The following is a 14,464-nucleotide window of genomic DNA, read 5'->3' as shown; positions in this document are numbered from 1 at the left end:
CCCCGGCGGGGACGGGCGCCCAGGTCCTCGGGAGCGACCCGTCAGGCGGGGTCCGCCGGATGCGGCGCCACCAACGGCAGCTGCGACGCCAGCCGCTGCTCGCACAGCTCGACCAGCCGGTCGTACCCCGCCTTGCCCATCAGCTCGGTCAGCTCCGCGCGGTAGGAGACGTACACCGGCTCGCCCGCGCCGTGCGCCGAGGTGGCCGAGGTGCACCACCAGTGCAGGTCGTGGCCGCCCGGACCCCAGCCCCGCCGGTCGTACTCACCGATCGACACCTGCAGCACCCGCGTGTCGTCGGGCCGGTCGATCCAGTCGTAGGTACGCCGGATCGGCAGCTGCCAGCAGACGTCCGGCTTGGTCTCCAGCGGCTCGCGGCCCTCCTTGAGGGCGAGGATGTGCAGCGAGCAGCCCATGCCGCCCGGGAAACCCGGACGGTTCTGGAAGATGCACGAGCCCTGGAACGGGCGCGTCTGCCGCTCGCCGTCCTCGTCCTCGGAGATCCACCCGTTGCGGGTGCCCTCCGCGTGGTGCTGCCAGATGTCCGGTGTGAGCCTTGCCACATGCCCGGCGACGCGCTTCTCGTCGTCCTCGTCCGAGAAGTGGGCACCCAGGCTGCAGCACCCGTCGTCCGCGCGGCCCGCCTGGATGCCCTGGCAGCCGCTGCCGAAGATGCAGTTCCACCGAGAGGTGAGCCATGTCAGATCGCAGCGGAAGACCTGCTCGTCGTCCGCCGGATCGGGAAATTCCACCCAAGCACGGGCGAAGTCGAGACCCTGCTCGTCGTCGGCAGGCGCCGGCCGCGGCGCCTGCGGGGCCGGCACCCGCGAAGGATCGCCGGCCAGTCCGGCCCGCTTTTCCTTCCTGGCCTTTTTGTCCGTCTTCTCGTCCTTCGCCTTTTTCGTCTTTGGCACCTGTCCAGGGTAAGTCGCCGGAGCCCGGCCCCGGCACCGGCCCGGCCGTCGGGAACCGGGCAACGCGGCACGCTGCCGGCAGTAGCGTTCCGTACATGAGACTCGGTGTCCTCGACGTGGGTTCGAACACGGTGCATCTGCTGGTGGTCGACGCCCACCCCGGTGCGCGGCCGCTGCCCGCGCACTCGCACAAGGCCGAACTGCGCCTCGCCCAGCTCCTCGGCGCCGACGGATCGATCGGCCCCGAGGGCGTCGACCGTCTGGTGTCGGTCGTCCACGAGGCGCTCCGGGCCGCCGAGGACAAGGGCGTGGAGGAGCTGCTGCCGTTCGCGACGTCCGCGGTGCGCGACGCGAGCAACGCCGACCACGTCCTCACCCGCGTCCGCGACGAGACCGGCGTCGAGCTGCGGGTGCTCAGCGGCGAGGAGGAGGCGAAGCTCACCTTCCTCGCCGCCCGCCGCTGGTTCGGCTGGTCCTCCGGCAAGCTGCTCGTCATCGACATCGGCGGCGGCTCGCTGGAGATCGCGTACGGCATGGACGAGGAGCCGGACGCCGCGGTGTCGCTGCCGCTCGGCGCGGGACGCCTCACCGTCGGCCGGCTGCCCGGGGACCCGCCCGAGGCCGAGGACGTGCGCGCGCTGCGCCGCCATGTCCGTACCGAGATAGCGCGCACGGTCGGCGAGTTCAGGCGGTTCGGCGTGCCGGACCACGTGGTGGCCACCTCGAAGACCTTCAAGCAGCTCGCCCGGCTCGCGGGCGCCCCGGGCTCCGCCGAGGGCCTGTACGTCCAGCGCGAGCTGAAGCGCGAGTCGCTGGAGGCCTGGGTGCCGCGGCTGGCCGGGATGACCGTCGTCGAGCGCGCCGAGCTGCCGGGCGTGTCAGCGGCCCGCGCGGGGCAACTGCTCGCCGGCGCGATGGTCGCCGAGGGCGTCATGGACCTGCTCGGCGTGGAGCGCCTGGAGATCTGCCCCTGGGCGCTGCGGGAGGGCGTCATACTCCGCCGCCTCGACCACATGGGCCCGGCCTGAGCCGTCCAGTCCCCCGGAGCGCGACGCCGGCGGCCCGTCCGCGGGCGTCCGCCCTCCGCCGCGGCCCGCTATGGCAAACACCACAACGGCGAGGCAGCACCCCGCACCGCCCCCGCCCCACCCCGTAACCTGAGGCTCGTGGCAGAAGCAAGGGACGTAGTCCGCATCCCGGATGCGAAGGTCGCCCTGTCGACGGCCTCCGTGTACCCGGAGTCGACGGCGACGGCCTTCGAGATGGCCGCGCGCCTCGGGTACGACGGCGTCGAGGTGATGGTCTGGACGGATCCGGTCAGCCAGGACATCGAGGCCCTCCGCAGGCTCAGCGACTACCACCGCATCCCCGTCCTCGCCGTCCACGCGCCCTGCCTGCTGATCACGCAGCGCGTGTGGTCCACCGACCCCTGGACCAAGCTCCAGCGGGCCCGGGCCGCCGCCGAGAAGCTCGGCGCGTCGACGGTCGTCGTCCACCCGCCCTTCCGCTGGCAGCGGCAGTACGCCCGCGACTTCGTGGACGGCATCTGGCGGATGGCGAACGAGACCGACGTGCGGTTCGCCGTGGAGAACATGTACCCCTGGCGCTACCGCGACCGCGAGATGCTGGCCTACGCCCCCGACTGGGACGTGACCAAGGAGGACTACCGCCACTTCACGATCGACCTCAGCCACGCCTCCACCTCCCGCACCGACACCCTGCGGATGGTCGAGCGCATGGGCGACCGGCTGGGGCACGTGCACATGGCCGACGGCCGGGGCTCCGCCAAGGACGAGCACCTGGTGCCCGGACGCGGCGACCAGCCGTGCGCCGAGGTGCTGGAGGGGCTGGCGAGGAGCGGCTTCGACGGTCATGTCGTGATCGAGGTCAACACCCGGCGCGCCATGTCCAGCGCCGAGCGCGAGGCCGATCTGGCGGAGGCCCTGGCCTTCACCCGTCTCCACCTCGCCTCCGCGTCCTCCCCCTCCTCCCCTTCTTCATCGTCCGCCCTCCGGGCGCCCCGGCGATGACCGGCGTGACCGCGAGCGACGGCCCGGCCGCCCCCGCGCGGGGCGCCGGCGCCCCCCGGCGCCGCGGCCGCCCGCCGCGCACCGAGTCGGCCGGCACCCGCGACCGCATCCTCGACGCGGCCCGCGAGGAGTTCTCCGCCCGGGGCTACGAGAAGACGTCCGTGCGAGGCATCGCCAAGGCCGCCGGGGTGGATTCCGCCCTCGTGCACCACTACTTCGGTACCAAGGAGCGGGTCTTCGAGGCCGCCGTCGAGATCGCGTTCGGGCCGGTGCTCGACGAGCGGGAGACGGTGACCGAGGGGCCGCTCGACGAGGTGGGCGAGCGGATGACCCGCATGATCATCGGACTGTGGGAGAACCCGGTCACGCGCGCCCCCCTGCTCGCGATCATCCGCTCCGCCGTCACCAACGACGCCGCGGCCGCCGTCTTCCGCCGCCTCGTCGTCAGCCAGCTGCTGCGCCGGATCGCCGGCCGGCTCGACCGGCCGGACGCGGAGCTGCGGGCCGAGCTGGCCGCCGCCCAGCTCGTCGGCATCGTGATGATCCGGTACGTGATCCGGGTGGAACCGCTCGCCTCGGCCGACCCCGAGGACATCGTCCGACGGGTCGCGCCGGTCGTGCAGGGCCACCTCACCGGGGACTGACGGTCCGCGAGGCGGGCTCACCCGGGGCTGAGCACCCGCGACGACCGGGCTCACCGGCGACCGACCGCCCACGACGGCCGACCGGGCCCCCGGTGACCGGCCGCCCGCGCGCCCTGGGCGCCTGAGACACGCGTCCCGTATTCCGGACACCTTGTCCCGCCCTCTGGATGACCGGCGTACGCTCGATGCCGTCAGAACTCTCTGGCAAGGACTCCCCGAAGGTCTGAAGGAGCGAGCGACGATGCCCGAGCTGAGGTCCCGCACAGTCACCCACGGCCGCAACATGGCGGGCGCCCGCGCCCTTATGCGCGCCTCCGGTGTACCCGGTGCGGACATCGGCCGGAAGCCGATCGTCGCCGTCGCCAACAGCTTCACGGAGTTCGTCCCCGGCCACACGCACCTCGCGCCGGTCGGCCGGATCGTCAGCGAGGCGGTCGTCGCGGCGGGCGGCATCCCGCGCGAGTTCAACACCATCGCCGTCGACGACGGCATCGCGATGGGCCACGGCGGCATGCTCTACTCGCTGCCCTCCCGCGACCTGATCGCGGACAGCGTGGAGTACATGGTCGAGGCGCACCGCGCGGACGCCCTGATCTGCATCTCCAACTGCGACAAGATCACCCCGGGCATGCTCAACGCCGCGCTGCGGCTGAACATCCCCACGGTGTTCGTCTCCGGAGGCCCGATGGAGGCCGGCCGGGCCACCCTGGTCGACGGCACGGTCCGCACCCTGGACCTGATCGACGCGATGGTCGAGGCGGCCAACGACGAGGTGTCCGACGAGGACGTGCTCCGCATCGAGGAGAACGCCTGCCCCACCTGCGGCTCCTGTTCCGGCATGTTCACCGCCAACTCGATGAACTGCCTCACCGAGGCGATCGGCCTCTCCCTCCCCGGCAACGGCTCGGTCCTGGCCACCCACACCGCCCGCAAGGACCTGTACGTCCGTGCGGCCGAGACGGTCATGGACCTCACCCGCCGTTACTACGAGCAGGACGACGACACGGTCCTGCCCCGCTCCATCGCCACCTTCCAGGCGTTCGAGAACGCGATGGCGCTGGACATCGCCATGGGCGGCTCCACCAACACGATCCTGCACCTGCTGGCCGCCGCCCAGGAGGCCGAGGTGCCGTTCGGCCTCACCGAGATCGACGCCCTCTCCCGCCGCGTCCCGTGCCTCGCGAAGGTCGCCCCGAACGTCGCCAAGGACCGCACGTACTACATGGAGGACGTGCACCGCGCGGGCGGCATCCCCGCCCTGCTCGGCGAACTCCACCGCGCGGGCCTGCTCAACGAGGACGTCCACGCCGTCCACAGCCCGTCCCTCGCGGACTGGCTGAAGACCTGGGACATCCGCGCCGGCTCCCCCTCCCCGGAGGCGGTCGAGCTGTGGCACGCGGCCCCCGGCTGCAAGCGCTCCGCCGAGGCCTTCTCCCAGTCCGAGCGCTGGGACGCCCTCGACGAGGACGCCGAGGGCGGCTGCATCCGCTCCGCCGAGCACGCCTACTCCAAGGACGGCGGCCTGGCGGTGCTGCGCGGCAACCTCGCCGTCGACGGCTGCGTGGTGAAGACGGCCGGCGTCGACGAGTCCATCTGGACCTTCGAGGGCCCGGCGGTCGTCTGCGAGTCGCAGGAGGAGGCCGTCCAGAAGATCCTCACCCAGCAGGTGAAGGAGGGCGACGTCGTCGTCATCCGCTACGAGGGCCCCAAGGGCGGCCCCGGCATGCAGGAGATGCTCTACCCGACGTCGTACCTGAAGAGCCGCGGCCTCGGCAAGGCCTGCGCCCTGATCACCGACGGCCGCTTCTCCGGCGGCACGTCCGGCCTGTCCATCGGCCACGCCTCCCCGGAGGCGGCCTCCGGCGGCACCATCGCCCTGGTCGAGGACGGCGACCGCATCCGCATCGACATCCCGGGCCGCTCCGTGGAGCTGCTGGTCGACGACGCGGAGCTGGCCCGCCGCGAGGAGGCCCTCGGCGGCCGGTACGCCCCGAAGAACCGCGACCGCAAGGTCTCCGCGGCCCTGCGGGCCTACGCGGCGATGGCGACCAGCGCGGACAAGGGCGCGGTCCGCGACGTGACCAAGCTGGGCTGAGGCCGCCCGCCACCGCGCCGTCACGACCCCGCCGCCCGTCACCAGGCGGCGGGGTCGCCCGCGTCCACGGCGAAGACGGTGCCGTCGGGGGCGCCCGCGACGACGTGGTCACCCGCGAGGACGGGCACGGCCAGCGTCCCGGGGACGCGGTCGGGCGCGGGCCCGAGCCGCGGCCGGGTCTGCCCGAGGAGCGTGCCCTCGCGGGCGTCGACGCCGAGCAGCCGTCCGTCGGGAGCGGAGACGTACACGTGCCGCCCGTCGGAGGCGGGCGCCGAGCCCCGGCTCACCCCCGTCTCCAGCCGCCACCGCTGTTCGCCGGCGGCCATGTCGACGGCCGCGAGCGACCCGCCCGCCCCCATGAGGTACACGGTGTCGCCGTGCACGCCTGCCTCTGCCGCAGGGACGGGCACGGGCAGCGCCACCCGCCGTGTGTCGCCGGTGCCGGGCGTGAACCGCACCACGGCCCCGGCGTCCCCGTGGACGGCCCCGTCCGCGACGAGGTACACGTGTCCGTCAGCGGCTCCCACGGGCGTCAGCGATCCCTCGAGCTCCGTGTCCCACCGCACGTCCCCCGTCGCCGGGTCCACCGCGGTGACGCGGGTCGCGCTCCCGTCCGCGGACGGGAGCGCCGCGAAGGCAGACGGCTCCTCTCCGCCGAACGAGGCGAAGTACGGAGCGGCGTGACCGGGGATCCGGCGGGACCACCTGGTCTCGCCCGAGGCGCTGTCCACGCCCGTGACCATCCCGTCGGCGCGGGTCAGCAGCAGGGTGTCGCCCACCGCCCGCACCCCCTCGTAGGCGGGCGTGTCCTCCTGCCGCCACACCGGCTCGCCCGTGGCCGGGTCGAGTGCCTCGAGGTCGCCGATCCGGTCGAGGGAGGGCTGGAGCAGACCGCCGGACAGGACGGGCGGTTCGCTCCGTGTCGTCCCCGGGGCGGCGTCGTGCCGCCACACGGTGCGGCCGTCGGCCGGATCGAGGGCGAGGACCATGCCGGGCACCGCACAGAGCAGCCTTCCGGCCCCGTACGTGCACTGGGGGACGCCGCTGTCCTCCGAGCCGGGCACCGTCTCCCACACGGCCGGTCCGGCCGGCGCGCTCCGCGCGGCGGCGGTCCGGCGCGGCGGCGGCGTGTCGCCGAACACCTCGAGCGCGGCGAGCCCGCCGAGCACGGCCAGGCACAGAACCCCGGCCACCAGGGCCGCCCGTCGGCCCGGACGCCGCGCGGACCGCTTCGCGGACGCGTCCGCAGGGGGTGCGGCAGCGGCTTCCTCCCGAGCACCGGACGTCTCGTGTGCGTCGGACGTCTCCCGCGCCGCGGACGACTCCTGCGTCTGCGGAGTCCGTTGCCCCGGCAGGAACACCTGTGTCTCGTACCTCGCCGACAGCGACCGCAGTTCCCGCATCAGCTCGTCCGGAGTGGGCCGCTCGCCGGGCTCCTTCGCCAGACACCGCCGCACCAGGGGCGCGATGGACTCCGGCACACCGGTCAGTTCGGGTTCGTCGTGGACGACCTGGTAGGCGACGACGTAGGGGCTGTCGGAGTCGAAGGGGCCGCGCCCCGTCGTCGCGTGCACCATGAGCGAGCCGAGCGCGAACATGTCGGCGGCGGGGCCCACTTCACGGGGAGTGCGGAACTGCTCGGGCGCCATGAACGGCGGCGTGCCGATCAACTTCCCGGTCTCGGTGCGCAGTTCGCTGTCCCTGGGCCGGGAGATCCCGAAGTCGATGACCTTGGGCCCGTCGTCGGCGAGCAGCACGTTGCTCGGCTTCAGGTCCCGGTGCACGACACCGACCCGGTGGATGTCCCGCAGCGCCTCGGCGAGCCCGGCCATCAGCCGACGCGACTGGTCCGGGTCCATGGGGCCGTTCCGGTTCACCTGTTCGGAGAGTGTCGGCCCGGGGATGTAGAGGGTGGCCATCCAGGGGCGCCCACCGTCGGGGTCGGCATCGACGACGGGCGCCGTGAAGGCTCCGCTCACCCGTCGCGCGGCGGCCACCTCCTGCCGGAAACGCCCCCTGAACTCGGGGTCCATGGCGTAGCGGGCGTGAACGACCTTCACCGCGACCCGCATGCCGGAGGGGCTGCGGGCCAGATGCACGACACCCATGCCCCCGGAGCCCAGACAGGACTCCAGACGGTAGTGACCGGTGTATTCAGGAAGTTCCGCTTCCGCACCTGCTCCGGTGTTCCGCTGCGGCGTCAAGGAACCACCCCCGTGCTGCTCGTTCGCGCGCGCGACGCTCGGAGCCTAGTCGATGGTGTGTGCGGGACGGCTGCGGCGTGCCCGTCTTCCTGTGCGATGTGCGCATGGGTGTTTCATGGGTGACGTCAGGGGAATCAACGTGACCCCACGACAGTCGTGGGGTGCGACGGGGGAGGTTTTTGCATGTCTGTCGAGCAGACCGGAGGCGTCATGGGCGGGGGCGTGACCGAAACGACGGCCGCGGACGCCGAGGGCGTGAAGGGGAGGACGACCACGGCGGCCGCGCTCGCGGCGTCCTATCCGGTGGCGCCCGGCTACCAGCTGAACGTCCGCAGCGGTCCCGGCACCGGCTACTCCGTCGTCCGTGTCCTGTCCGAGGGCGCCCGGGTCCGGATCAACTGCCAGACGCCGGGCACCTGGGTGACGGGTCCGTACGGCACCTCGAACATCTGGGACAACATCGGCAGCGGCCAGTACGTCTCCGACACCTACATCCGCACCGGCAGCGACGGGTACGTCGCCCCCCGCTGCTAGGCCCTCGCCTCGCGGGACGCCTCCGGCGCCGGCCGGCGGGCCGGGGCGGGGGGCTCCCGCGGTCACGCGGGGGAGGAGTCACAATCGACCCGTGAGCGCAGAAGAGAACCGCACCGACGGCGTCCCGGCCGCCCCCGCCGGCCCCCGCCCCGAGCCCCTCCGCTTCTTCGGGACGACCTGGGTCGACCACTCCCGCGGCTACGCCGTCCGCCGCATCGGCGTCGCCGTCGGTTCGCTGGCCGCCGCGGTCGCCGCCTGCCTCCTGCTGCGCTTCGCCCACCAAGGGCTGCGGATCGCCGAGATCGGCGGTTTCGTCTCGCTGCTCGTCGTCGTGATGTTCGCGGTCTGCAGCGCGCTCGCCTTCGGGCACACCTGGTCCTCCTTCTCCACCCGCCCCGACCCCGACCGCCAGGCGTCCCTGCGCGGACTGATGTCCATCGGGTTCACCGGCTCGCTGCTCGCCTACTTCCTCCGCTCCCTCACCGAGGCTCCGGGCGAGAAGCTGCACCGCGCCGAGTACGAGCAGGCCCGCGAGGAGTACGACCGCCGCACCACCCGCCGCTCGGGCAACCCCGCGAGGAAGCGCCGCCGCGACTCCTGAAAGCCACGCCCTCCCGTCCGTCCCGCGGCGACCATGGCCGTATGACGACATCGAGGGCCGACCAGGCCACCCACACCGCCCGAGCCCGCTCCTTCGACGCGGTCGCCGCGCGGTACGCCGCCCACCGCCCCACCTATCCGCCCGCCCTGTTCGACGCGATCGAGGAGCTGACCGGCCGCCCGCTCGCCGGGTCCCGCGTGGCGGACGTCGGCGCCGGCACCGGCATGGCCACCGCCCGTCTGCTCGAACGCGGCGCGCACGTCGTCGCCGTCGAGCCCGGCGAGGGCATGGCCGCGGAGTTCCGCCGCCGGCTCCCCGGCACACCGGTCGTCCGCGGCGACGGCGACGCCCTCCCGCTCGCCGGCCACAGCGCCGACCTGATCACCTACGCCCAGTCCTGGCACTGGACCGACCCCGCCCGCTCCGTCCCCGAGGCCCTCCGCGTGCTGCGCCCGGGCGGCGCCCTCGCGCTGTGGTGGAACACCAGCGCCCTCGACGTGCCGTGGATCGCCGAGGCGTCCGCCCGGGCCGGCCGGCACTTCGGGCGGGACTTCTCCCGCCAGCAGAGCGACCTCGACGCCGCCACCGCCGACCCCTCCGGCCGCCTGGAGTTCACGCGCCGCACCGTGCGCTGGAGCCGCCGCGTCCCCGTCGACACGCACCTGGCCAACATCGGCAGCCACTCCCTCTTCCTCGTCCAGGGCGAGGAGCGCTCCGCCGCCTTCCTCGCCGAGGAGCGGCGCCACGTCCTCGGCGTCTTCCCGGACGGGATCGTCGAGGAGACCTACGACGTCGTCCTGCTGCTCGCCTCCGCGCCCCCGACGGCTTGACGTCCCGGCACGACCGGGAGGAGTATTCATCACATGATGAATTACTCCTCCCCGCCCCCGGAGGAACCGGCCGTACGCGCCCAGGACCTCACCGTCGTCCGGGGTTCCCGCACCGTGCTGCGCGGCCTCGGCTTCACCGTTCCGCGCGGCCGCATCACCGGCCTCCTCGGCCCCTCCGGCTGCGGCAAGTCGACGCTGATGCGAGCCGTCGTCGGCACCCAGGCCAAGGTCACCGGCACCCTCGACGTCCTCGGCCGCCCCGCGGGCCACCCCTCCCTGCGCACCCGCGTCGGCTACGTCACCCAGGCCCCGTCCGTCTACGACGACCTGACCGTCCGCCAGAACCTCGATTACTTCGCCGCCGTCCTCGACCCCGGCCGGGCAGCCGCCGACCGCCGCCACGACGACGTCACCCGCGCCCTCGCCGACGTCGACCTCACCGACCACGCCGACTCCCTCGCCGGCGCCCTCTCCGGCGGCCAGCGCAGCCGCGTCTCCCTCGCCGTCGCCCTCCTCGGCACCCCCGAGCTGCTGGTCCTCGACGAACCCACCGTCGGCCTCGACCCCGTACTCCGCCGCGACCTGTGGCAGCTCTTCCACAGCCTCGCCGACCGGCGCGGCGCCACCCTCCTCGTCTCCTCCCACGTGATGGACGAAGCCGAGCGCTGCCACCAGCTGCTCCTCATGCGCGCGGGCCGGCTCCTCGCCGAGGGCGCCCCCGACGCCCTGCGCACCCGGACCGGCTCCGACACCGTCGAGACCGCCTTCCTGCGCCTGGTCGACGAGGCCGCCGCGGCCGGACGCACCAAGGAGACCACCCGATGACCACCACGAGCGCCCTCAGCCTGCCGCGCACCACCGCCACCGCCGCCCGCGTACTGCGCCAGCTCCGCCACGACCCGCGCACCATCGCGCTGATGATCCTCGTGCCGTGCGTGATGCTGTTCCTGCTCCGCTACGTCTTCGACGGCAGCGCCCGCACCTTCGACACCATCGGCGCCTCGCTGCTCGGCATCTTCCCGCTGATCACGATGTTCCTGGTCACGTCGATCGCCACCCTGCGCGAACGCACCTCCGGCACCCTGGAACGCCTGCTCGCCATGCCGCTGGGCAAGGGCGACCTCATCGCCGGCTACGCCCTCGCCTTCGGCGCCGTCGCGGTCGTCCAGTCCGCCCTCGCCACCGGTCTCGCCGTGTGGTTCCTCGACCTCGACGTCACCGGCAGCCCGTGGCTGCTCCTCCTGGTCGCCCTGCTCGACGCGCTCCTCGGCACCGCCCTCGGCCTGTTCGTCTCGGCATTCGCGGCGTCCGAGTTCCAGGCGGTGCAGTTCATGCCGGCGGTGATCTTCCCCCAGCTGCTGCTGTGCGGCCTGTTCACCCCGCGCGACGCCATGCACCCCGCCCTGGAGGCGATCTCCGACGTCCTCCCCATGTCGTACGCCGTCGACGGCATGAACGAGGTCCTCCGCCACGCCGACCTCACGACCGCCTTCCTCCGCGACATCACGATCGTCGCCGCCTGCGCCCTCCTGGTCCTCGCCCTGGGCGCGGCCACCCTGAAACGCCGCACGCACTGACCCCCGTCCCGCCCACCGGACACACCCACCCCGCCACCCCCCCGGATGGGACAATCACGCTCAGGACGACCCACCCCCGGAGGGCACCCCCAGCCATGACCCAGAAAGTCGCAGTCCTCGGCACCGGCAAGATCGGCGAAGCCCTGCTCAGCGGGATGATCCGCGCCGGCTGGGCCCCCGCCGACCTCCTGGTCACCGCCCGCCGCCAGGAGCGCGCCGACGAGCTCCGCGCCCGTCACGGCGTCACCCCGGTCACCAACCAGGAAGCCGCCAAGACCGCCGACACCCTGATCCTCACGGTCAAGCCGCAGGACATGGGAACCCTCCTCGACGAGCTCGCCCCGCACGTCCCCGCCGACCGCCTGGTCATCAGCGGCGCCGCCGGCATCCCGACCGCGTACTTCGAGGAGCGCCTCACCGCGGGCACCCCCGTCGTCCGGGTCATGACCAACACGCCCGCCCTCGTCGACGAGGCCATGTCGGTCATCTCCGCCGGCCGCCACGCCACCGCGGACCACCTCGCCCACGCCGAGGAGATCTTCGGCGCCGTCGGCAAGACCCTCCGCGTCCCCGAATCCCAGCAGGACGCCTGCACGGCGCTCTCCGGCTCGGGCCCGGCGTACTTCTTCTACCTGGTCGAGGCGATGACCGACGCCGGCATCCTGCTCGGCCTGCCCCGCGACAAGGCGCACGACCTGATCGTCCAGTCCGCGATCGGCGCCGCGACGATGCTCCGCGACAGCGGCGAACACCCCGTGAAGCTGCGGGAGAACGTCACGTCCCCCGCCGGCACCACCATCAACGCCATCCGCGAGCTGGAGAACCACGGCGTCCGCGCGGCCCTCATCGCCGCCCTGGAGGCAGCCCGCGACCGCAGCCGCGAGCTGGCCTCCGGCAACAACGGCTGACGCCGGGCCGCCGCGCCTACCGGGCCGCGTCCAGCGCCACCGCCTCCGCTTCCGGGGCGGGCAGCAGGCCGATCGCCCGGTAGGCGGAGTCCACCCTCGGCCGCGCCATCCCCCGCGCCCGCCCCGCCCCCTCCCGGAGCACGCCGTCCACATACCCCGGATCGGCGCACAGCTCCTGGTGCCGCTCCCGCAACGGCCGCAGTACCTCGATCACGGCATCCGCCGTGTCTCTCTTCAGCGTCCCGTACCCGTCGTACGCCCCGGCCAGCTTCTCGGGGTCCCCGCCGGTGCAGGCCGCCAGGATCTCCAGCAGATTCGCGAGCCCCGGCCGCGACTCCCGGTCGTAGACGACCTCGCTGCCGCTGTCGGTCACGGCCCGCATGACCTTCTTCCGCACGACGTCCGGCTCGTCCAGCAGATAGACGATCCCCGGCCCGGAATCGTCGCTCTTGCCCATCTTCGACGCCGGGTCCTGGAGGTTCATCACCCGCGCCGCCACCGCCGGATTCGTCGCCCGCGGCACGACGAACGTGTGCCCGTACCGCTGGTTGAACCGCACCGCGAGATCCCGCGCCAGCTCCACGTGCTGCGTCTGGTCGTTCCCGACCGGCACCTCGTCCGTCCCGTACGCCAGGATGTCCGCCGCCATCAGCACCGGGTACGTCAGCAGCGACAGCCGCACGCTCCCGTGCCGCCGCTCCCGCGCCGCCTTCTCCTTGTACTGGATCATCCGGCGCATCTCGCCGTCCGTGGCCACGCACTCGAGCAGGTACGACAGCCGCGCGTGCTCGTCCACATGGCTCTGCACGAACACCGTGCACCGCTCCGGGTCCAGCCCGGACGCCAGCAGCAGCGTGGCCGCCTGCCTGCTCAGCCGGCGCACCCGCGCCGGATCGTGGTCCACGGTCAGGGCGTGCAGGTCGACGATGCAGAACAGCGCGTCCGCCCGGTACTGGTCGACCGTGGCCCACTGCCGCATGGCTCCGAGGTAGTTCCCCAGCGTCAGATGTCCGGTCGGCTTGACACCGCTGAAGACCCGAGTCATCGCTTCTCCCTCTCCTGTGGTGGCCGCCGTCCGGTCCGGCCGCCCCTCGCAAGTCCCGGGGAGAAAACAAAACGGCCGCCGAGGCGGCGGCCGATGGGTGCATACGCAGGACGGCCGCCGTCAGGCGGCCCACCAGGACTGGCTGTGCGTACGCGTCGTCATGCCCACGAGAGTACGCCCCCGGGAGGGGGGACCGCAGCGAGTTGACACGCACCCGGGGGATCCGTACTGTTCTCCGAGTTGTCCGACGTGAGCACCGACTCCGGTCGGCCCCGGACAGCCAATCCGCACGTACCACTACTGATCGACGTCAGCAGTCTGTCTGTCGGCGTTTCATCGGTATGCGTATGCGCGGAATGAGGAATCCGCACCCGAAAGGGAGCAGGACCCCGATTAGGTCGGGAGCCGGGAATCCGCTAAAGTCTCACTCGTCGGAACGGCCCGCAACGGCCGGGAAGGCAAGCCCCGCTGACTGGGGGTCAGAGCGAGAAACTGGATCTGATAAAGTCGGAACCGCCGGAAAGGAAAGCGCGAAAGCGTCGGCCTGGAAAGCACCGAGGAAATCGGATCGGAAAGATCTGATAGAGTCGGAAACGCAAGACCGAAGGGAAGCGCCCGGAGGAAAGCCCGAGAGGGTGAGTACGAAGGAAGCGTCCGTTCCTTGAGAACTCAACAGCGTGCCAAAAGTCAACGCCAGATATGTTGATACCCCGTCCGTCCGGAGTCTTTCGGATGGTCGAGGTTCCTTTGAAATAAACACAGCGAGGACGCTGTGAACGTCGGGATTATTCCTCCCGATGTTCCGCTCTCGTGATGTGTGCACCCGATCACGGGTAAACATTCACGGAGAGTTTGATCCTGGCTCAGGACGAACGCTGGCGGCGTGCTTAACACATGCAAGTCGAACGATGAACCTCCTTCGGGAGGGGATTAGTGGCGAACGGGTGAGTAACACGTGGGCAATCTGCCCTGCACTCTGGGACAAGCCCTGGAAACGGGGTCTAATACCGGATACTGATCATCTTGGGCATCCTTGGTGATCGAAAGCTCCGGCGGTGCAGGATGAGCCCGCGGCCTATCAG

General features: G+C 72.3%; 13 protein-coding genes and 1 rRNA gene (1 of these 14 only partly in view). 11 read left to right on the top strand and 3 right to left on the bottom strand.

Annotated elements, in window-relative coordinates; genetic code table 11:
- Positions 1–41: 41 nt before the first annotated feature.
- Entirely contained in the window at positions 42–914 is an 873-nt protein-coding gene (locus C1708_RS14640; RefSeq protein WP_106413093.1) for a DUF3109 family protein, read from the bottom strand.
- Between the two features lie 95 nt (positions 915–1,009).
- Here C1708_RS14640 and C1708_RS14635 point away from each other — a divergent pair, with 95 nt between their 5' ends.
- The 4 genes from C1708_RS14635 to ilvD all read left to right on the top strand — a co-directional run bounded on the left by C1708_RS14635 (position 1,010) and on the right by ilvD (position 5,683).
- A complete protein-coding gene (locus tag C1708_RS14635; RefSeq protein WP_106413092.1) occupies positions 1,010–1,942 on the top strand; it encodes a Ppx/GppA family phosphatase in 933 nt (310 codons plus the stop codon).
- A 138-nt stretch (positions 1,943–2,080) separates the two neighbouring features.
- Positions 2,081–2,944, top strand: a complete 864-nt coding sequence (locus C1708_RS14630; RefSeq protein WP_106413091.1) for a sugar phosphate isomerase/epimerase family protein — start codon at positions 2,081–2,083, stop codon at positions 2,942–2,944.
- The gene (locus tag C1708_RS14625; RefSeq protein ID WP_106413090.1) at positions 2,941–3,588 is read left to right on the top strand and encodes a TetR/AcrR family transcriptional regulator; all 648 of its coding nucleotides are present in this window, start codon (positions 2,941–2,943) and stop codon (positions 3,586–3,588) included. Before C1708_RS14630 ends, C1708_RS14625 begins: the two co-directional genes overlap by 4 nt.
- Positions 3,589–3,829: 241 nt before the next feature.
- Positions 3,830–5,683, top strand: a complete 1,854-nt coding sequence (gene ilvD / locus C1708_RS14620; protein ID WP_106413089.1) for a dihydroxy-acid dehydratase — start codon at positions 3,830–3,832, stop codon at positions 5,681–5,683.
- A gap of 38 nt (positions 5,684–5,721) precedes the next feature.
- Here the strand turns inward: ilvD and C1708_RS14615 are convergent, their stop codons facing one another.
- Entirely contained in the window at positions 5,722–7,887 is a 2,166-nt protein-coding gene (locus C1708_RS14615; protein ID WP_106413088.1) for a serine/threonine-protein kinase, read from the bottom strand.
- A gap of 183 nt (positions 7,888–8,070) precedes the next feature.
- On the opposite strand from C1708_RS14615, the gene C1708_RS14610 reads away from it, so the two are divergent.
- From C1708_RS14610 to proC, 6 genes are all read left to right on the top strand, one after another.
- Positions 8,071–8,421 carry an SH3 domain-containing protein gene (locus C1708_RS14610; RefSeq protein WP_106413087.1) on the top strand — a complete coding sequence of 117 codons (351 nt, stop codon included), beginning with the start codon at positions 8,071–8,073 and terminating at the stop codon, positions 8,419–8,421.
- Between the two features lie 91 nt (positions 8,422–8,512).
- Positions 8,513–9,022 carry a hypothetical protein gene (locus C1708_RS14605; RefSeq protein ID WP_106413086.1) on the top strand — a complete coding sequence of 170 codons (510 nt, stop codon included), beginning with the start codon at positions 8,513–8,515 and terminating at the stop codon, positions 9,020–9,022.
- Between the two features lie 41 nt (positions 9,023–9,063).
- Positions 9,064–9,852: a class I SAM-dependent methyltransferase gene (locus tag C1708_RS14600; protein ID WP_106413085.1), complete on the top strand. Its 789-nt coding sequence runs from the start codon at positions 9,064–9,066 to the stop codon at positions 9,850–9,852.
- Between the two features lie 33 nt (positions 9,853–9,885).
- Positions 9,886–10,677 carry an ABC transporter ATP-binding protein gene (locus C1708_RS14595; RefSeq protein ID WP_106413084.1) on the top strand — a complete coding sequence of 264 codons (792 nt, stop codon included), beginning with the start codon at positions 9,886–9,888 and terminating at the stop codon, positions 10,675–10,677.
- Positions 10,674–11,429, top strand: a complete 756-nt coding sequence (locus C1708_RS14590; RefSeq protein WP_106413083.1) for an ABC transporter permease — start codon at positions 10,674–10,676, stop codon at positions 11,427–11,429. Before C1708_RS14595 ends, C1708_RS14590 begins: the two co-directional genes overlap by 4 nt.
- Positions 11,430–11,524: 95 nt before the next feature.
- The gene (gene proC / locus C1708_RS14585) at positions 11,525–12,337 is read left to right on the top strand and encodes a pyrroline-5-carboxylate reductase (protein ID WP_106413082.1); all 813 of its coding nucleotides are present in this window, start codon (positions 11,525–11,527) and stop codon (positions 12,335–12,337) included.
- A 16-nt stretch (positions 12,338–12,353) separates the two neighbouring features.
- Here the strand turns inward: proC and trpS are convergent, their stop codons facing one another.
- A complete protein-coding gene (trpS, locus tag C1708_RS14580; RefSeq protein ID WP_106413081.1) occupies positions 12,354–13,382 on the bottom strand; it encodes a tryptophan--tRNA ligase in 1,029 nt (342 codons plus the stop codon).
- Between the two features lie 840 nt (positions 13,383–14,222).
- On the opposite strand from trpS, the gene C1708_RS14570 reads away from it, so the two are divergent.
- Positions 14,223–14,464 (top strand): 16S ribosomal RNA (locus C1708_RS14570) (it continues 1,288 nt past the right edge of the window).

Source organism: Streptomyces sp. DH-12 (assembly GCF_002899455.1).
Taxonomy (GTDB): Bacteria; Actinomycetota; Actinomycetes; order Streptomycetales; family Streptomycetaceae; genus Streptomyces.
Note: the sequence above shows the minus strand (reverse complement) of the source record. Positions and strands in the feature narration are given on the sequence as shown.